The following is a 20,107-nucleotide window of genomic DNA, read 5'->3' on the forward strand; positions in this document are numbered from 1 at the left end:
TACAAACAGTCAATAACAAAATATAGAGAAATCTATCAGTATTAATCAGACTATTGTCCAAATTAAAAAAGATTAAAAATTCATCAATCAAATTAATATTGAAACGAAACAAAAGCTGGGCTAAAATTACAGAGAGAATGATTTCTACGATAGCAATTTTAATTCTTTTTTTCATGAGTCAAATATAAACAAACCAATAAAACAGTAGTTAAATAAAGAGCTTAGCAATTAAACATATAACAAAAAATATAATAATGAAGATTAAACTTTTTCTAAGTATAAGTCGATCCTTTATAGGTATACCAATCTCATCAAACGAATTATTCACATATTCTGGATCTCTTAAAACTGAGATAAAAAATTTAATAAATGAAATTATCCCAACAATAATTACAAAAAGTAAACCTATAAGTATTTCCATTGTAGACAAAATTAAACAAACAAATTGAATTCAAATTGTAGATTCGCCGATACCTTAAAAACGGAAAAATTCTTTGATAAGAAAATAGTTATATTCGAAGTAAAATAGACGTATATCTAATCTAAATCAACGATACTAAAATGTTTTTACCATCAGATATCAAATACAAAGAAACTAAACTTATAAAACAAGGGAAAAGTAAAATAGCTAAAAAATTCAAGTCTCTTTCAAATTGGATTTCTGATACATATAATGTGAGAGTTCTAAATATTCTAGAGAATTTTAACGAAAGTGCAAATAGATTACAAATTGAAATACATGTGGAAACTATTAAAGAAGAATTGAAACTTACAATGAGTGAGGAATATTATTTCAATGATATTAGCACTAAAAAACGGAAAGAAATTGTTGGAAAATATATTCAGCTAAATTCCTCAGATAACTTTAGCTCTTCACAAAAAATAGATAATATTTTCACCTATTGTTTTGCTTTTGAACGAATTGCTAAACATGAAGTCACCTGGTTAATCCCTGAAAGTAAAATTGAGAAAATATATAAAGAATTAGAAATTCTCGAAATTTGGAAAATCTTAAGTTATGTGGAATATATTGTCTTGTTTGTTTATAAAGATTACCAAATAGATGAAATAAAAAATTCAATGGAGTTTAAACTCATTGAAGAAAAGTATTTTGAACTAATTAGGGAATATGACGAGTTTAATTATTGGAAAAGAGATGATATTAAAATCAGAGTGGATTCGAAAGAAAATTTTGACGATAATTATAACAGTAGCTGGAGATTCTATTTTGATTCTCCTCATGGAAAATAGTGTAAATTTTATAAAGAGTTTCTAATATACATATCATCTTACTACAAAGCACCTTTTTTGAGGTGTTTTTTTATGTCCAAGATTTAATAAACGAATTATAAAATAAGAGTAGGATCTCCAACACCTTAAAAACGGAAAAGTTCTTTGACATAATTGTAGTAAGTGTAAATAAACTACTTTTGAAGTATGATACATCATATTTTACTTGGCGTTGTTTTATTCTGTATTACATCTCTAGCAGTATTACTTTTTATATTTTGGAAACAAGAGAATGATTATAACTATCAAGACGTAATTAGGGTTTTGTTAAAAAAAATCAAGTTTCTTTTAATTATTGCTCTACAAGTTTTAGCTGTTTATTTATTATTCCTTGTTTTCTCAGGCGTTGTTGATTTCATCCGCGATTCACTATGAGAAACATGAGAATTCAAATTTGAAGAGACAAATTACTTACCACAAAGCACCCTAATTAAGGTGTTTTTTTATGTCTAATATTTAATAAACGAATTATAAACTAATTGTAGGTTAATCATTCTTCACATACTTTGAGCCAAAGGAAAGAATGATAATAAAAACGATAAATATAGATATTGAAGTTAATACAAGAGATAGAGGAAAAGCCCCTGTTAATTTAGACAAAAACAAATACACAAAAGGGTGTAATAACACAATACCAAACCAAGTAAAACCAATAAATTGTATTCTTTTCATAAATCAAAATTAGTAAAAACAGAATAAACTAAAAGAGTAATATATGAGATATGAAGATTTATATGGAAGGGCAAAAAACGCACTTCCAAGAAAAGGAGGTTTCAATACTATTTATAGCACGAACAGAACGAGATACAGTTGCTGTACGCAGATTAAGTATTAAATATGGTATCATTTTTGTTGTAATAAAATTTCTATTAAAAATATATGTTAAAGTAATTTTATTCAACAAAAGAGCAAGTAACAAAATAGAGGACTATAAAAATTAATATTATGAAAAAAAAATACCTATCCTTATTTCTTTCCCTATGCTTATTAACTGTTATAAAAGCACAAAACGTACACATTCCGGATACTAATTTTAAGTCCTTTTTAGTTAGCAATGGCAGTATTAATACCAATGGAGATTCAGAGATACAAGTGAGCGAAGCAGAAGCTTTTACCGGTAGCATAAGTTTTATTTTTTTTAGAAACATTTCAGATTTAACAGGCATTGAGGCATTTAAAAACATAATTCGATTGGTATGCAGGAGTAACTTACTTACAAGTTTAGATTTATCACAAAATACATCGCTAGAGTATTTAGACTGTACAGGGAATAACCTTACGAGTTTAAATGTATCACAAAACACAAAGCTAAATAGGTTAATTTGTGCAGCAAATAATCTTACAAGTATAGATGTATCACAAAATACGGTGCTAGATTTTTTAGATTGTCGTTATAATGACCTTACGAATTTAGATGTATCACAAAATAAGGAGCTAATGTATTTATATACTGGTAATAATGAACTTACTAGTTTGGATGTATCACAAAACAAGGTCCTAACTCATTTACGTTGTGATTATAATGAACTTACGAGTTTAAACTTAAAAAACGGGTATAATGCTTTTATACGAAGTATGGAGGCTCACGATAATGAAAATCTTACTTGTATTTTAGTTGATGATGAAGATGAGATACGTCCTAGCTGTAATATTCCTCGTTATGGCTGGTGTAAAGACGATACTGCTAGTTACAGTGAAAATTGTGAAACAGCTAGTATGGATGAAGTATTTAACAATAGCATATCTATAGCACCTAATCCAGTGAATAATCAATTAACTGTTTCTCTTTCAGTTTTAGCCGAAATCAAAAGAGTAGAAGTGTATTCTGTTTTAGGAGATAAAATTTTAGAGACAAAAGAAAGTACCTTTGATTTTAGTGGTTTCTCTAAAGGAGTATATTTAGTAAAAATAGAAAGTAATGATAATAAAATAGCCTTGAAAAAAGTGATAAAGAATTAATACTTTAAGTTTATAAATAAACTTAATAAAATAATAAGGACATTATCTTCTTAAAAAGAGAGTACAAAACTTTGTCCACACAAATAATACTTACCAAAAAACACCTTGAAAAAGGTGTTTTTTTATGTCTAAGATTTGTTAAACGAATTATAAATTAATCTCACTAATTAGGTGTGGTTTATTTTATTGTATATTACACACTATCAAAACATTGAAACAACTATGAAATACTTCAATTTCTTATTACTACTGGTTTTAACAATAGGTAATACTACCGCTCAAGAAAACCAACTTCTTTTGAAAAAAGAAAGAATCAATATGCAAAGGTTTTCAAAACACTCAAAATTAACCGAAGAAGTTAATGGAAAAAGAATTTGGAAAGATATTTATAAAAGTATTGACGATGTCGAACTTTATGCCATACAGTATTTAAGTGACAGTTTAAAAGTTAATGGTTTTTTGATGAAACCGAAAAAACAAGGGAAATATCCTTGTATTATATTCAATCGTGGTGGGAATAGAGAATATTCAAAAGCATCGGGGCCGTTACTTTTGCATATTTTTGCATCCATTGTAAGTAAGGGATATATTGTAATTGCCAGTCAATATAGAGGTAATGGAGGAGGTGAAGGAAAAGAAGAATTCGGTGGGAAGGACGTAAATGATGTCGTAATACTACCTAAGATTTTAGAGGAAGTTCAGGGTGCCGATACGAATAGAATTGGAATGTATGGCTGGAGTCGAGGTTCTATGATGACATACATAGCTTTAACAAAGACGAATAAAATAAAGGCTGTAGTAGTAGGAGGAGGTCCATCAGACTTAACAATCATGAATAGACCGAAGTTTGAAAAAGGCGTTTATGCCGAATTAATACCCAATTATTGGAAAAATAAAAAGGAAGAATTAGCGAAAAGATCTGCTATAAAATGGGTAGATAAGTTTCCTAAAAATGTTCCCATATTGATGCTTCATGGAAGTTCTGACTGGAGAGCAAAGCCCGAGCATAGTCTGAATTTGGCTTTACAATTCGAAAAACACAAAATTCCTTACAGATTAATTGTTTTTGAAGGAGGTGATCATGGTCTAACAAAACATAATGATGAAGTAAATGAACAAGTCCTAAAATGGTTTAATAGATATTTAAAGAATAATGAAAAACTCCCGAATGTAGAATATCATGGTTACTAGTTTTTTTTGCACGTTATACATCGATAATATTCAATGCGAACACCTTTTTAAGGTGTTTTTTTATGTTAAAAATTTACAACTTCTTACAAAAAAGTATTTGTTAACGAAAAGCTTTTTAATTTAATTACTTTAGGTAATAGGTTACGGATAACCCTTATATTTGCGAACTTAAAACTAGTTACCTTATATTTAAATTTAGCTTATGAAAAAAATAATAATATTGTTTGCCTTAACTGGACTTCTTTATGGAAATAATTGTATGTCTCAATCTAAATATCCACTTATAGAGGATGTTAAAATAGAGATATTGAAATATGGTTTAATTGATAATAATGCATTCGGTGATGATACAATGATATGTTCAGAGAAAATAAATGGTGTTGATGAAAAAAGATATAAAGTTTTCTTTGCCGCAAAATTCTTTGATTTTTCAGAAAGGAAGAGCTTTGATTTCAATGATATTTCACTTGTTGATGTTGATAGAAAAATTCGATATAGACCTAAAGAAGGAGGTATATATAAAAGCTTTTGGTCTGCTAGTTGGTACTCAAGTAAAATAAAATTGAAAGAATTTAAATCTCAGGATAATTTCATAAATAATTCATTGGATGGAATAAAAAACTTTGATTTTTATGTTTACCATTCTTTTGGTGGAAGAATTAACAAAAAAAAACCAAAGTATCGATATAGATTAGAAACGGCGAATTTTAGAAGAAAAAAAGGGTTAAAGTTAATTTTTATCTTTCCCGCTCTTAAGGAAAAAAAATCCCCTACTAATTTTGAAATTTATTGGAAAAAGAAATTAGTAGGTCAATTTAAAATGTAAAACTAACCTATTGTAAAACACCTTAATTAAGGTGTTTTTTTATGTCCAAGATTTAGTAAACGAATTAAAAATAAAGAAAAGAAAAAAGCGACCCGAAAGTCGCAAGGAATTAGAGTGCACATGCTTCTCCACATCCTTCCACTCGATCTGGGCCACATCCAATAACAATGTCACCTGTTAGGCACTTACAGTAATAGCATTCAGGACTGTCACCTCCAGAAATAGTACGTTGTTTAGTTTTAGATAATTCGATTCCTAGTTTAGAAATATTTTTTAACATAGTATTAAGTTTTGGTTAATGAAAGCAATATAGACAAACTATATATTAAAACAGTGACGATGAAACCTTATTTAATAAAAAACAGTTATTGAACCAATACTAACTTAAAACACAACATTATGCCAAAATAAAAAATGGAAGTAACAAGAGTTATGAAACATATTGTTCAAACCAAAATTTGAAAAAAGCAATTTGAAAAGTTAGAAAGCTTAGAATTATCAAGTTAAAAAAAATCACAACAATATTTTTTCTTAATTAGAAAATAACTTAAATTTGCGCCCAAATATAAAAAATTGCATACTAAGTACTAGTTAGGTACAATTCGTAAATACTGGATAAGCAAAATTAATTTACGAATAACAATCTTATTAGTCTTTCAATTTAGTTATAATCATTATATATCTATGAATTTTAAGGTTTCAACGAATCATTTAGGTTGAAGAGAATATTTAGTGAAAATAAAAATGATTGAAAACACAAATTCTGCAATATATGTTCATGTTTTTATGAATATTTTCTCAATTTTTGAGGTACTATCATGCTTAGTAAAAATTAATTTAAAAGAACAGGAAATAATTGAGTCGATATTTAAAGTCAAACTAAATTTCTTAAAGCGAGTGATAAGCCTAAAAGAAAACGAATACTAAACCAAACCTATGGTTATACAAAAACTGTTGTAAAACATTTTGCCCATAAATATGAAAAAAAAAATTGTCTTAATAGTTGTTATGAGCTTCTTTCTAATGAGATGTAGTTATGATTTTACACCTGACAACTTTATTGATCTAGAACAACCAATAAATGATACCAATTATATAAACTTAGTCAATTTCAATAACCTAGATACTATTAACAATCAGAAGGTGATGAGATACTATTTTCAATCTCCTAATAATCAAAGCACAATAGAATCTAAAGTATACGTGGATAACAGGCAAATTAATGCATATTTTAGCGGGCAATCTGGAACATTTATTCTTAGACCTCAAACTTACGATGATGGAATCCATAATATTCGTATTGAACATAAGTTTTCATCTGGTTCTGGAAGTATAGCCGATCAAGCAGGACTGGAAACCCTTACAGAAATTGCGTCATATCAATTTTTTGTAAAACGTTTGCCTTCCTCTCCACCTCCCATAGAAAACGTAGAAATAACTGATGGTACAATTTATGTTAAATGGTCAACAGACTATGAAAGAGATTTCACCAATGCCTATTTAAGTCTTAAATTTAAAACCAGAGAGATAAAAATACCGTTATCTAATGATCAATTAGCTTTAGGGACGTACAACGATCAATCGACTGTTTTATTTGAAGGTAGTTCACGATATTCCAATTTTGATGAGTACTCTTCAGTATCCTATTCCATATTATTTGAAAGTGATTACGGACAAAGTTACGGATCCCCTCAATCTTTATCTTATGACCCTAGCTCCATAACCCTGGAAGTAAGTTTTTTAAACTTTAATTCATATAAGCTAACATGGTCTGCACATCCATTATATTCGAACTTCGAAAACTTTGAGTTCTTCTTTGGAGGTGAATTTTTTTTGGGATCAAGTTCAGGAGGTGAATATTCAATCAGTTCACCCTATATTATTGGAAGCATCCTAAGTCCAAATATTCGCCCTAAAGTTAATAACTTTGAAATTCAGTTTGAATTTTATATAAGCGACGATTTTCCTCTAGCAAATAGTAATTCATTTGGCTTGGCAAATCTAAATCCACTATTTTTAAAAGAAATTGTTTATCATCCGAGTACCAATAATTTTTATGCCCTAATAGTTGAAGATCGATCTGTTTCTGAATATCACTTCAGAATATACGAATACTCTTTTGAAATGGATCTTCTACGCACAAGTAACTTGATATCCTGCTATCGAGTTCATGAAAGTTTAAATATAACCATTAATCCAGACGATAATAATATTCATATTGACACATACAACTATGCATATGAAATGGATATTTCAACTCTACAAATAATTGATCAATATACTGATACTCTATCAAATTCTAAGTTTATATACAGAGGAAATATACTTGCTAGAACTGATTACTCTAATAATCAAGTAACATTAACAAACGTAACCAATAATACGGTAATCTACTCAGCTCCATATAATTTTGCCAGATTTGGATATCTTTCTAATAATGGAAAGTACATTTTAATTTATACCAACTCAGAAAATAAACTATACAGAATAGATAACAATCAATTGGTAGAAGTATTTGACTTTTCAAATATTAATTTTTCATTGGAAATATATGGGGATAATCTCTTTTATGCATCAAGTAATGAAGTATTCTTCGTGGATTTAATTAATAATACCAGGAAATCATTCTCATTCGGAGCAACTCAACAAAAATTTCAGTTTGATAGCTCATCAAATAAACTTTTGGTTTATCAGAGTGATCGAAGTGCAATCTATAATATCCTAACAGAGGATATCGTTAGATTTCAATTTGAACCAAACAAATCTGCTAGAGGTCTTTTTAATCAGGAAGATCGAGATTATTTAGTAAGATTAGGGAATGATAGATTAATACATACTCGAGGAATTTATATAGACTTAAATTAAATGAAACTAAAAAACATAACACTACTTATCGTTTTCATACTCATTGTATCTTCAAGAGTAAATGCTCAAAACTTTGAGGTTTTTGTCGATTTTGAAGGAGGTATTCCTATATCTAATTCGTTAAAGAATTTTCATCAAGACTTAGCTGATCAAATACCTCTTGAGAATTTCAAGACCTCAGACAACTTTGCTTTTAATTATGGATTTAGAGTAGGGATAAGAATAAACAAAAAAGCTTCTATTTTTTATGGTAGAAGAGTTTCTGGAGCGAAGTCATCGATTGCTGATTTTTCAGGTTTCATAAGATTAACAAATGAATTAACTGGTTCTATTTTTGGGCTTGAATATGAATTCCCTATAAAAGAATTTGAGAAAGCCAATTTAAATTTAGGAATAAAAGGATTGGTAACTCCATCAACATTAATTCTTGAAACCGAAAGTAGAGGAGGAATTGGAAATCAAAATGATAAATTAGAATTTAATTCATTAGATTTTGGAGGGGCAATAGCTCTAAATTATGAGTATTCTGTTGGTTATATAGTTCTCAGAGCGCATTTAGATTTAAATGTATACATAGGAGGTAAGTTAACTTTAGAAAATGATGATTCAGGAGCTTACTTAACTACTCCAAGTGGAGGTAGGTTAACTACTGGATGGTCTGGTATTACTGGAGGAATAGGTTTGGTTGTTCCGTTTTAAAAATACCCTAAAAATTATAAAGAATTAATTACGAAAAAACTTAGAACTGTCCAGATTGATCATCTTATAAAAGAAAAATTGTAAATGTATATTTCAAAATTGTCTCCTTACCCAACTAGTCAGTAGATTAAAAATCTTCTCAAACAATATTTATTTATTAACTATAAAAAGCTCAATATAGATATAGATACTATATATGGAAACCCGAAAAGAAAGATTACAAGTAATAAAGAAAGAGCAAAAAACGAAATACCGTGAAAGTACTTCATGCTACCGTAAGTTCGCTTTATTCGCCTATACAATCTGTCAATTAAAAAAATTGAAAAGGGAACACAGAAAAGATAAATAATAATAAACATAGATAAAATATAAACTTTAAGAACAGTACAATGTTAAGACTCTTTTATTTTGAGCCTAAGAAATTTTATTCCGTAGTAAATACAAATGAATATAATAGAGTATAACACTAATTGTAAAATTATATAGTGATAACCATATTTTTCTAGAGGTTCTTTACTAAAGAGTAACCTGAAAATATGTTCGACCCTTCTTGGAATGTCTTGAAACTCTATAATCAATAAAGATAAGCCCAGAGTTAATAAAATAATACCCGATACTTTTTTCTTCATAGATCTAAAATACAATACAATACAATACAATAATAGCTTTTAAAGCCTATTTTAATAATACTTTCAGATTCTGGGTATTTAGAACCTTCAGGATTGCAAGTAAAAAAGATTAAAGACAACAGTAAAATAGAATAGTACCTTTTTATAATTATTTTTCTCGTAAAAGTAAAAAAATAAATACTATGAAAGAAAACAAACAAAAAACAAATAAAAGAACCGCGCATTAATCTGTTTCAGAGTATAGTTAGAAGTTTGGTTAATACGCAGAACATTTTATTTAACCTTTAACTTATCTACATAGTCCCCTGAGACAAGTCGTAAGTCGAAATAAATATATATAGTTATTTTATTTAATAAAACAGGGAGAATCCCTGAAAAACATCTAAGTAAAAACCATTAAAAGAGTAGGTGTTAAATAAGATAAAATTAGCTCTCCCAAACCTAATAACAGGTAAATTCCTTAACATTATCATTCTAATAAATAAATTATTTAACTATAAAACATTTTGATTTAAGTTACTTTTGACAGAAAAAAAATATATGTATTCTTTCAATAAACTATCTGACGCTAAAAAAAGTGGATTGATAGGACTCATATTTTCCATTCTTCTATTCTCATTTATTTTTATTAGCGCTAATGAAAGAAAAAAGAAATTGGAATCAGATTTTATTTGGGTTGAAGGTACAATAACTAAGATTAAACTTAATGTACCAAAAGGGACTACTTCTAGAAAAGACATATTTTATTTTGAATATTATCATAATGGAATAAAATATAAGCGAACGGAACAAGTATATAACCCTAAGTTAATTAAGATTGGTCAAAAGTTTAAAATTAAGATTCATAGAGTAGATGCAGGCTTATATGATTTTGAGCTTAAAGGAGTATGATATTTATATGGTGAAAATAAAAATATTAATCATGTTATTCTTGGTTTCCTTAACTGCTTGTAGTCGTAAGAAAACTGGGTAATTTCAAAATATTGATAACCGTTCAACTCAGAAAACAGAAACGACCAAGACCAAGCTAATCTATAAATTGTATTCTTTTCATATATCGAGACGGATTCATTCGATAGCCCTTAGAAAAAAGGAAAACATTTAAGAGTGTGAGGAAAACAAGTCATATAATTCTCACAGAAATAGTAAATATTGCCAAGATACTCTATCCCAGGAATTAGATCAACCAAGGGTATTGAAACTAAAATTAAAGACAATGCAATTGAAACCAATTTAGTCATTAGAGAAACTTTTCTTGGTTCTACAAATTCTATATTAAGTTGTTCATAGCTATCTTTCATAACATCAAAAATAGTAAAAACAAAGCAACTAAAGAAGTACAAAACAATCTTAATCCCCCCTAAATTCCAATTTCCTCGTATTTATAAACGTTAAAAATTGTAGTAATCCATCAATTAACTGGTTTAAAAATACAAATAGCCGTATTTTTAAGGTATGAATAGACAGTTTAACAAAGGGTTACGTTTTGAAAAATTCAAGGAAAAAAAACTTCCTCCATTCGACAAACTTTTTGATATCTTCAAAGAACTACTAACATATACGTCTGGAGATTTTGATGAAGCCTTTGAATGGTTAAAACAACTGGATAAAGAATATAAATTAACCACTCCAGAATATACATTAGACGATTTTTTAGAGGATTTAAAGAATAAAGGCTATATCCGAGAGGAAATAGATGATGGAAAGGGTAGTGGTGGTCAAAATTTTAAAATCACTTCAAAAACCGAGCAAGCATTACGACAGAATGCCTTAAATCAAATTTTTGGAAAGCTAAAAAAACGTGGTACTGGAAATCATAAGACAAAAGCAATTGGCAGGGGAGATGAACATACTGGAGAATTCAGAAATTTTCATTTTGGAGATTCTCTTGATCGAATTTCTATGACCGAAAGTATCAAAAATGCTCAGATAAATAATGGTATTGGTGATTTCTCATTAACAGAACAGGATTTAATTGTGCAAGAGACCAATTTCAAAGCACAAATGAGCACTGTGTTAATGATAGATATAAGTCATAGCATGATTTTGTATGGAGAAGACAGAATTACTCCCGCCAAAAAGGTAGCGATGGCTTTAACGGAATTGATTCGAACACGTTATCCGAAAGACACCATCGATATTTTAGTTTTTGGTAATGATGCTTGGACCATTTCAATTCAAGATTTACCATACTTAAAGGTAGGTCCTTATCATACCAACACAGTTGCTGGATTGCAACTTGCTATGGATATTTTAAGAAGAAAACGTAATACCAACAAACAAATTTTTATGGTTACAGATGGTAAACCGAGTTGTTTACGTCTTTCGGATGGCACCTATTATAAAAACAGTAATGGTTTGGATAAACATATTGTAGAAAAATGTTACAATATGGCATCTCAAGCAAGAAAATTACATATTCCCATAACCACTTTTATGATTGCGAGAGATCCGTATTTAATGCAATTCATTCAGCATTTTACAAAGGCTAATCAAGGAAAAGCATTTTATACAGGTTTAAAAGGTTTAGGAGAAATGATTTTCGAAGATTACGAACAAAATAGAAAAAAAAGAATCCGAAGAATTTAAAAGGATTAACATACCATATTAATAAAAATACGATCCTTCTTTAAAGGAATATTTACTAAAAATATAACATGAATCATAAGGAAATAAAGACATTAGGCGAATTAAAAGCGGCAGGCTATCAATCACTTTCAATAAAAGACGAATTAAGAAATAATCTTATAAAAAAACTTAAACAACAAGAGACAGTTTTTACTGGAGTATGGGGTTATGAAGATTCGGTAATTCCCGAATTAGAAACTGCAATTTTATCGAAACACAATATCAATCTTCTAGGATTAAGAGGACAGGCAAAAACAAGATTAGCACGATTGATGGTTTCTTTACTAGACGAATACATTCCTGTTGTAGAAGGTTCTGAAATTAATGATGATCCTTTACAACCCTTATCGAGATATGCAAAAGAACTAATTGCGACACATCAAGATGATACACCTATCTCTTGGTTACATAGAGACGAACGCTTTTTTGAAAAATTAGCCACTCCTGATGTAACTGTTGCTGATTTAATTGGGGATGTCGATCCTATAAAAGCCATGAATTTAAAATTAAATTATGCGGATGATCGAGTAATTCACTTCGGAATGATTCCAAGAGCGAATCGCTGTATTTTTGTTATTAACGAAATTCCTGATTTGCAAGCTAGAATTCAGGTATCCTTATTTAATATATTGCAAGAGGGAGATATTCAAATTAGAGGTTTTAAATTACGTTTACCATTAGATCTACAGTTCGTTTTTACAGCGAATCCGGAGGACTACACAAACAGAGGTAGTATTGTAACACCTCTAAAAGATCGTATTGGTTCTCAGATTCTGACACACTATCCGAAATCAATAGAAATAGCCAAGAAAATTACTGCACAAGAAGCGACCTATCTTCAAGAACAAAAAGATACGATACATGTTCCTGAATTGGCTCGAGATCTAATAGAACAATTAGTTTTTGAAGCGAGAAAAAGTGAATATATCGACTTGAAAAGTGGGGTAAGTGCTAGAATGAGTATCTCTATCTTTGAAAATCTCTTAAGTACCGCAGAACGAAGATCTTTATTAAACGAAGAAACCAATACATCTATTCGTGTATTAGATTTCTTAGGAACCATTCCTGCAATTACTGGAAAAATGGAATTAGTATATGAAGGTGAGCAGGAGGGAGCCGACAATGTGGCACAACTGCTATTAAATAATGCAATTAAAACGATTTTCAATACTTTATTCCCTGAGATAAAGAAGTTAAAAAGAGAAGGGGAATCATCACCCTATGACGCAATTTCCGAGTGGTTTTCTTCTAAAGAAGCTGTTGAATTACTCGATGATATGGACGATACTTATTTTAAAGAGCAATTAAATTCAATTAAACCTTTAGCTGCATTAATTGATAAATACCAACCTCAAATTTCTGAGAAAGACACGCCTTTCCTACAAGAATTTGTGCTTTGGGCTTTGTCAGAATACAAAGTTTTAAATAAGGAACGTTTTACAACTGGCTATCAATTTAATGACCCTTTGGATAGTTATATAAGAGGTATTTAAGGTTTCTTTACTTATTGAAGCATTAATCAATTCATACTTCTTTTCTGGGTTCTTTTTTACGATAATAGAAACACAGAAAAGAAGTATGATTGTTTTTAATCAAGTATGAGTTCGCCAAAACGTCTTAAAAAAAGGAAAAGTTATATGTGATGATTGATCTAAGTAAATTTTATTACGGCTGTTATATTTGTATCTTAAATACTCATAACAACCAAAAGGTAAAATCAATTTTAATATGAGACAAATTCTAAATATTAAAGATGATGAAGTAATAATCTATGAAATTACAGATCAATATTTGTCAGAATGTAATAAATCTAATAAGGTTATGATGAATAAAGATCTTTATTTGAATTATTTAAGAATCTGTGATTTTGAAACGATTACCCTTGACAGAACTCAATGTGTTTTTTCTCAAGAATGGATTACTCATTATGGAACCTTAAAAACAGATGGTAATTGGCTATGGAGTGGCGATTTAGAGCATTACTTTGAGAAATATAATTTCATATGGCCAAAAGATCACATATTAAAAATTACTAATTCTAATTATCAAATTTCTAAGAAATCAAAATCGATAATAAAGGAGAGATGGAAATTAGGACATGAACTAGTAAGGCAAAGTTCTTCTCCTAGTGAAGTAAATCACTTTAAAGACCTTATCATACAGGGAAGAAAAATAAATCTAATTAAAGCTTTATAAGAGGTTGGCATGTTATTAATTGATAGCATATTTATTCGATAAAGATTGAAATGAAATTATAAACTTACCACCAAGCACTTTATTTAAGGTGTTTTCTATGTCTAAGATTTAATACTAAAATGTTAAGAGAATTAATACATTTGCATGGGTTAAACACATTTTATCATAATAAATCAAAAAAATGACGAATCTTGAGTTTAGAATTGTTAAGCTATTGGCTGAAGGATTAAAAAATATTGATCTACCTAAGATACTTCGATCAGAAGGATTTGAAGCTTGTAGTTTATCGACCATTGAGAAGTCATTGAAGAAAATTAGAGCAACGTATAAAGCAAAGACTAATTTTCATTTGGCGTTAATACTTACTAAGGAAGGAATAATCTAAATATAGTTAAGAAGCACTAATTAATAAGTCAAGTAAATCGATAATGAGAATTAATAAAAGACGTTTGGAGTTAACATAAAAAAACTCTTTCGTTTTAGGGGGTAACAAAAGAGTTTTTTTGTGGGGGATATACAAGAGTTTTAGTAAGTAACTAAAAACTTATATTCAAATATATTACAAAATACAAGAACATGAAATACCCAAAACCCCTATAAATCAAATAGATAGAAACCCTGAGCAACGATAGTAAAATACCGTAGCTTAACCAATACCATGAAAAAACGTTAGTAATAGAAATATATACAGATAATGGTTCATTAAGTCATTTAGTATTTATAGATATTGAAAAACGGCCGAGCTAGTTGACTCTTCTTTAAAAGCGTTTTCGAACGCTTTTTCATGCATTTCTCTAAATGAATATAAGTATGAACCCTGATTTTCTATATTTCCAATTTCTTCATAACTTTTTCTATATAACTATCAAGTTTATACGTTGTTGAATCTAGTTCTCTAGCCTTATTAAAGTATTCTAAAGCCTTTTGATAATCAGATTCTTCGTAATAATACACGCCGAAATTAAAATAGCAGTAGGAATTTTCACCATCCATTTTCATAGACTTTTCAAGATCTTTCAGTCCATCTTCTTTAAAACCAAGTTTAATCTTTGCAAACCCTCTATTGTTTATTGGATAAGCAAAATTTTCGTCAAATAATATCGCCTTATCAAAGTCTTTTATGGCACTTTCATAATTTCCAATAATATTATAAGTATAGCCACGATTATTTAAGGCATAGCTATTACTAGGATCCATTTCAATAGCTTTATCATAATCTTCAATAGCTTCCTCATAATTACCGAAAAAGGACTTTATTAACCCCGAATTTGAATAATCATTTGAGTTAAATTCTTTTTGCGCCTTTTTACTGTATAAGTTATTTATTCTTTCTGAATTAGTATAGTCCTTTACTTGCAAATACGCACTTATTAATAACTGATAAACTATATTTTCTTGATAGCCTTTATTAAGAGCCTTTTCGATTTCTAAGGACGCCGCTTCATAATTTCCTGTATTGTAGTATTCAACACCTATATAATATTCATTCGGAATCATTTTAGCCTTTAATAATTCCAATATTTGCTTACCATCGTTAAAGATTGTTGTTCCATTATGAAGTTCTATTGGATCATTATGCGGAACTATATCTCTGTAGAACTCGTAATATGTTGTTACATTAAAAAAGAACAAGATAAACTTCACATTCTCATTTAATTCACTAAAAAAGACGATATAACTTAAAATAATAGACAGTCCAAGTGAGGTCAAAGGCCCCATTACATTAATAAATAGTAATTTATTTATTGAAAGTGTATTTTGCTCAAAAACACAAAGACCAATTTTCCAATGAAAAAGCTTTTTATGTAAGAAAAGTTCTAATCTGCCTATTACAAATTTAAAACTGTCTTTTGGATTACCATAAGAACCTAAATATAAGGTTACTTTTTTGTTTGTAAGTAACAAAGCTGGAATACCATGACCTAATTCATGTACTAAAGTTGAAAATGGTCTTAATATCATCACAAATAGTAACAAAAAAATAAAGTAACTAATAACTAGCATATGCTATCTTTTTCATTTTTTAGATGGTTAATATAGCATAAATATTTATTTCGAAATATCTATAGATATAAGTTCAAAGCTGTTATATCCGATACTATGCTAAATAACCTTAAAAAAGGCTATAAAGTTTTCTGAATTATAGATTTTTTTTCTTGTTGAAGAAAGAAATAAAGTACTTTAGCCATAAACTAATTATATGAAAAAGCTTTTGTTTTTTGGATACTTGATTGTTTCTTTTTGTTCTTACTCTCAAACCTTTGTTGATGATGTTGATAGGGTAGCGGTAATAGACTATTGCGTAGATAAAAATGGCATGGGTTATGATGTAAGTATCAACCAAGCAAAAAGTAAAAAAAATGACCATATAAAATTTTAGCTGCTTTTTTTAGTTTAAACATTTATTACTAACCATACACTACTATAATAATCATAAGTATTATGAAATTTGAAACCTTTAAAAAAAGAAAATTCTGGTTACGATTTATTGCTTGTGTAATACTTTTACCATTATTCTTTCTGGGTGCTTCGGTATTCTACATAAATACAAAACAAAATAGTATTATTAAAGATCATATAACTGATCTAAACAAAACACATAAAGGTTTTATTACTATAGGAGATACACATTTATCACTCTTTAGTAATTTTCCAAACATCTCTTTTAAAGTAGACGATCTAAAAATAAATGAAACTAAAAAGGATAATTCACCAGTTATTCTAGACGTTAAAGATATCTACATAGGATTTAATTTGTGGGATATTTTACAAGGAAATTATACCGTTAAATCATTAATTGTAGAAGACGGTTTTTTTGATATTGTAATTCATGAAGATAGAAGTCTAAATCTTTTGAATGCATTAAAATCCTTTGATGAAACAGAAAGTGAAGAGCCTATAGGTTTTAAGCTTCAAAAAATTAAATTACACAATTTAGATATCCATAAAAAAGATGAAGGTCAAAATACAGACTTTGAAACATTTATTTATGAGGCTGATGGTGGTTTCAATATTGATAATGAAGTTGTTTCAGGACATATTGATACTAAATTTGAAATGAATGTACTATATAATGGAGATACTACTTATATAAAGCACAAACACTTTGATCTTCATACAGATGTAAGTCTTAATAAAGATACTGGATTGCTTACCATTGAACCTTCTCGGGTTACTATGGAACATGGTGATTTTGATCTTGAAGGAAAAATAGACACAAAAAACGACGTAGATCTTGATCTTATAATAAAAGGGGCGAAGCCAAATTTTGATATGCTTATCGCCTTTGCTCCAGAAGATCTTATACCTGTGCTAGAACGCTATAAAAATGCAGGAAAAATCTATTTTAACGCAATCGTTAAAGGACCTACATTGAATCAACAAGTACCTTTTTTCGATGTAAATTTTGGTGTAAGTGAAGCTTTTCTCGAAAACACCAACAAAGGTAAGCGAGTCAAAAACATTGGCTTTAAAGGGCATTTTACGAATGGTAGTGAACGAAGTTCTCGTACCACTACATTTTCGCTAGAAGATATGACTGCCAAATTAGGAAAAGGAAAGATTTTAGGAAATGTTGTGATCAATAATTTTGATGAACCAGAAATAGATATGCGATTAAATGCAGACTTTAATCTTGAATTTATAGCTGATTTTTTAAATTTAAGTGAAGTAGATATTGCATCAGGAAATGTTTCATTAAAAATGAATTTTCATGATATTATAGATATTGATAATCCAGAACAAGCACTCAGTAAATTGAATCAGGCTTATTATGGTGAGTTAAAAATTGATGAACTAAGTTTATCTTCCAAGGATCTTCCTGCACCATTAGAAAAACTCAATGCGCATGTAGTAATGAATGGAAAAAAAGCAACAATTAATCAATTTGATATGCTTTTAGGTAAATCTGATATTTCAATAACTGGATATGTATCGGATCTACCAGCTATTGTGCATCATACAGATACACTAGCCGTAACTCATTTAGATATTAAGTCGAAACTATTAGATATTGCTGAACTTACAAAATTTTCTGCTACTGATAGTATAAAAACAGGTATCGATGAGCAAATTAGAGATTTAACTGCTGGATTTTCATTTAAATCCTCAGCAAAGGCTTTTACTGAAAGTAAATATTTACCTAAAGGAGAGTTTTTTGTAGATAGTCTTAACGCGAAACTAAAGCATTATCCGCATAAATTCCATGATTTTCACGTAGATATATTAATCGATGATAAAGATCTTAAAATTAAAGATTTTACGGGTTTTATTGATGATTCTGATTTTCACTTTAACGGACTTGTACATAATTATGGTTTTTGGATGCAAAAAGAATTGAATGGTGATGTCGATTTAGATATTTCTTTAACTTCGGATTTATTGCGTTTGGAAAACCTTTTCTCGTATCAAGGTGAAAATTATGTTCCTGAAGAATATAGACATGAAGAATTTGAAAAACTAGAATTACATGTAAATTCTAGTATGCATTATAAAGCATCTAAATTACATTCTATAGATTTAGAATTGGACAAGCTAAACACCAAAATGCATGTACATCCATTACGATTTGAAGACTTTACAGGTGATTTTCATTATGAAGATGACCATCTTGTAGTGAAAGATTTTATAGGTAAAATAGGGAGAACTTCTTTTAATATAGGCTTGAACTATTATTTAGGAGATAATGAAGCAATTAAAAAAAGAGACAATAATCTTAGTTTTAAAGCGAACTATATTGATTATGATCAGCTATTTCCACCTGACGAAACAACAGAGAAGGCAACAATAACCGTAAAATCGAAAACTGCTGATGTTGCTGCCCATGCAGATGCTTTTAATTTGTATGAGTTACCATTTACGGATATGAAATTTGATATAGATGTAGATTATTTTATGTATCAACGAATTCATTTGCAAGACATAAAAGCGAAACTACGCACGACTCAAAATCATTTCATTTATGTAGATACATTGCATATGAATGCAGCTGGAGGTAATTTTAATATGTCTGGTTACTTTAACGGTAGTAATCCGAAGAAAATTTACCTGAAACCTACTATAGAAGCTACTAATGTTGATCTCGATAAATTCTTATTTAAGTTTGAAAATTTTGGACAAGATCATTTGGTTTCTGATAATTTAAAAGGACATGTTTCTACTACAATAGACGGAAAAATTAGAGTATATCCTGATTTAGTGCCAGATTTAGATCAATCTGAAATTCACATGGATGTAAAAGTTTTTAACGGAAAATTACAGAATTATGAACCTATGAAAATGTTATCTAGCTATATGGGTGATAAAAATCTTAATAATATCAAATTTGACACCATTCAAAACCATATAGATATCATTAATGGTCGTATAAATATCCCTAACATGACGATTGAATCAACTTTAGGACATATGGAGTTATCTGGAACACAAGATTTAAATAATAATATTGAATATTACTTAAGAATTCCCTGGAAAATCGTTAAAAAAGCTGTTCTATATAAATTATTTGGCAGCAAAAAAAATAGTGGAACTAAAGAAGAGGAGGATGAAATTATAGAAGTTGATCCTACTAAAAAAGTAAAATACTTAAATTTAAAATTACATGGAACTGTAGATGATTTTAAAGTTTCCATGAAGAAAGCTAAAAAGAAGAAGAAGTAAATTTTCACATAGTTGAATTTAAGTATTTTAATATGTTATGCTTGGAGTTTATCTTATACAAAATTGAGAGGTAACTTTGGTTTGGAAAAAAAGTTATAAACCCCAATTTTCTTCCTTTTTTTTACTTCAAATGTTTATTTGAAAATGTAATACGCTTATTACTGAA

General features: G+C 28.9%; 16 protein-coding genes. 13 read left to right on the forward strand and 3 right to left on the reverse strand.

All coding sequences use genetic code 11. The annotated features are described in order from the left end of the window. The first annotated feature begins 561 nt into the window (after positions 1 to 561). Positions 562 to 1,251 (forward strand): hypothetical protein, encoded by a 690-nt coding sequence (locus tag ACKTTV_RS12435; RefSeq protein ID WP_408031163.1) that lies wholly within the window; start codon positions 562 to 564, stop codon positions 1,249 to 1,251. A gap of 525 nt (positions 1,252 to 1,776) precedes the next feature. Here ACKTTV_RS12435 and ACKTTV_RS12440 read toward each other — a convergent pair. Continuing rightward, complete coding sequence (locus ACKTTV_RS12440) at positions 1,777 to 1,962, reverse strand: hypothetical protein (protein ID WP_408031164.1); 186 nt, start codon at positions 1,960 to 1,962, stop codon at positions 1,777 to 1,779. Between the two features lie 273 nt (positions 1,963 to 2,235). Between ACKTTV_RS12440 and ACKTTV_RS12445 the strand changes: the two genes are divergently transcribed. The 3 genes from ACKTTV_RS12445 to ACKTTV_RS12455 all read left to right on the forward strand — a co-directional run bounded on the left by ACKTTV_RS12445 (position 2,236) and on the right by ACKTTV_RS12455 (position 5,266). Then, positions 2,236 to 3,249: a leucine-rich repeat domain-containing protein gene (locus ACKTTV_RS12445; RefSeq protein WP_408031165.1), complete on the forward strand. Its 1,014-nt coding sequence runs from the start codon at positions 2,236 to 2,238 to the stop codon at positions 3,247 to 3,249. Positions 3,250 to 3,471: 222 nt separating this feature from the next. Beyond that, positions 3,472 to 4,440, forward strand: coding sequence for an alpha/beta hydrolase family protein (locus tag ACKTTV_RS12450; RefSeq protein ID WP_408031166.1), 969 nt, complete (start codon positions 3,472 to 3,474; stop codon positions 4,438 to 4,440). Between the two features lie 202 nt (positions 4,441 to 4,642). Continuing rightward, positions 4,643 to 5,266, forward strand: a complete 624-nt coding sequence (locus ACKTTV_RS12455) for a hypothetical protein (RefSeq protein WP_408031167.1) — start codon at positions 4,643 to 4,645, stop codon at positions 5,264 to 5,266. Positions 5,267 to 5,375: 109 nt separating this feature from the next. Here ACKTTV_RS12455 and ACKTTV_RS12460 read toward each other — a convergent pair whose 3' ends face one another. Continuing rightward, positions 5,376 to 5,546 carry a hypothetical protein gene (locus ACKTTV_RS12460; RefSeq protein ID WP_408031168.1) on the reverse strand — a complete coding sequence of 57 codons (171 nt, stop codon included), beginning with the start codon at positions 5,544 to 5,546 and terminating at the stop codon, positions 5,376 to 5,378. Between the two features lie 698 nt (positions 5,547 to 6,244). On the opposite strand from ACKTTV_RS12460, the gene ACKTTV_RS12465 reads away from it, so the two are divergent. The 7 genes from ACKTTV_RS12465 to ACKTTV_RS12495 all read left to right on the forward strand — a co-directional run bounded on the left by ACKTTV_RS12465 (position 6,245) and on the right by ACKTTV_RS12495 (position 14,668). Next, positions 6,245 to 8,131: a hypothetical protein gene (locus tag ACKTTV_RS12465; protein ID WP_408031169.1), complete on the forward strand. Its 1,887-nt coding sequence runs from the start codon at positions 6,245 to 6,247 to the stop codon at positions 8,129 to 8,131. Beyond that, positions 8,132 to 8,830 carry a hypothetical protein gene (locus ACKTTV_RS12470; RefSeq protein ID WP_408031170.1) on the forward strand — a complete coding sequence of 233 codons (699 nt, stop codon included), beginning with the start codon at positions 8,132 to 8,134 and terminating at the stop codon, positions 8,828 to 8,830. Positions 8,831 to 10,041: 1,211 nt separating this feature from the next. Further along, positions 10,042 to 10,350 carry a hypothetical protein gene (locus tag ACKTTV_RS12475; protein WP_408031171.1) on the forward strand — a complete coding sequence of 103 codons (309 nt, stop codon included), beginning with the start codon at positions 10,042 to 10,044 and terminating at the stop codon, positions 10,348 to 10,350. Between the two features lie 564 nt (positions 10,351 to 10,914). Next, a complete protein-coding gene (locus tag ACKTTV_RS12480) occupies positions 10,915 to 12,048 on the forward strand; it encodes a vWA domain-containing protein (RefSeq protein ID WP_408031172.1) in 1,134 nt (377 codons plus the stop codon). A 68-nt stretch (positions 12,049 to 12,116) separates the two neighbouring features. Beyond that, positions 12,117 to 13,580: an AAA family ATPase gene (locus ACKTTV_RS12485; RefSeq protein WP_408031173.1), complete on the forward strand. Its 1,464-nt coding sequence runs from the start codon at positions 12,117 to 12,119 to the stop codon at positions 13,578 to 13,580. 235 nt (positions 13,581 to 13,815) lie between these two features. Further along, positions 13,816 to 14,283, forward strand: coding sequence for a hypothetical protein (locus tag ACKTTV_RS12490; protein ID WP_408031174.1), 468 nt, complete (start codon positions 13,816 to 13,818; stop codon positions 14,281 to 14,283). Positions 14,284 to 14,464: 181 nt separating this feature from the next. Continuing rightward, complete coding sequence (locus ACKTTV_RS12495) at positions 14,465 to 14,668, forward strand: hypothetical protein (RefSeq protein ID WP_408031175.1); 204 nt, start codon at positions 14,465 to 14,467, stop codon at positions 14,666 to 14,668. A gap of 440 nt (positions 14,669 to 15,108) precedes the next feature. On the opposite strand, the gene ACKTTV_RS12500 is transcribed toward ACKTTV_RS12495, so the two are convergent. Further along, positions 15,109 to 16,287 (reverse strand): tetratricopeptide repeat protein, encoded by a 1,179-nt coding sequence (locus tag ACKTTV_RS12500; protein ID WP_408031176.1) that lies wholly within the window; start codon positions 16,285 to 16,287, stop codon positions 15,109 to 15,111. A 196-nt stretch (positions 16,288 to 16,483) separates the two neighbouring features. Here ACKTTV_RS12500 and ACKTTV_RS12505 point away from each other — a divergent pair, with 196 nt between their 5' ends. Beyond that, complete coding sequence (locus ACKTTV_RS12505; protein ID WP_408031177.1) at positions 16,484 to 16,663, forward strand: hypothetical protein; 180 nt, start codon at positions 16,484 to 16,486, stop codon at positions 16,661 to 16,663. Positions 16,664 to 16,725: 62 nt separating this feature from the next. Then, entirely contained in the window at positions 16,726 to 19,941 is a 3,216-nt protein-coding gene (locus ACKTTV_RS12510; RefSeq protein WP_408031178.1) for an AsmA-like C-terminal region-containing protein, read from the forward strand. Positions 19,942 to 20,107: the final 166 nt, after the last annotated feature.

The sequence above is a fragment of the Tenacibaculum xiamenense genome (assembly GCF_964513065.1).
In the GTDB taxonomy this organism is placed as follows: domain Bacteria; phylum Bacteroidota; class Bacteroidia; order Flavobacteriales; family Flavobacteriaceae; genus Polaribacter; species Polaribacter xiamenense.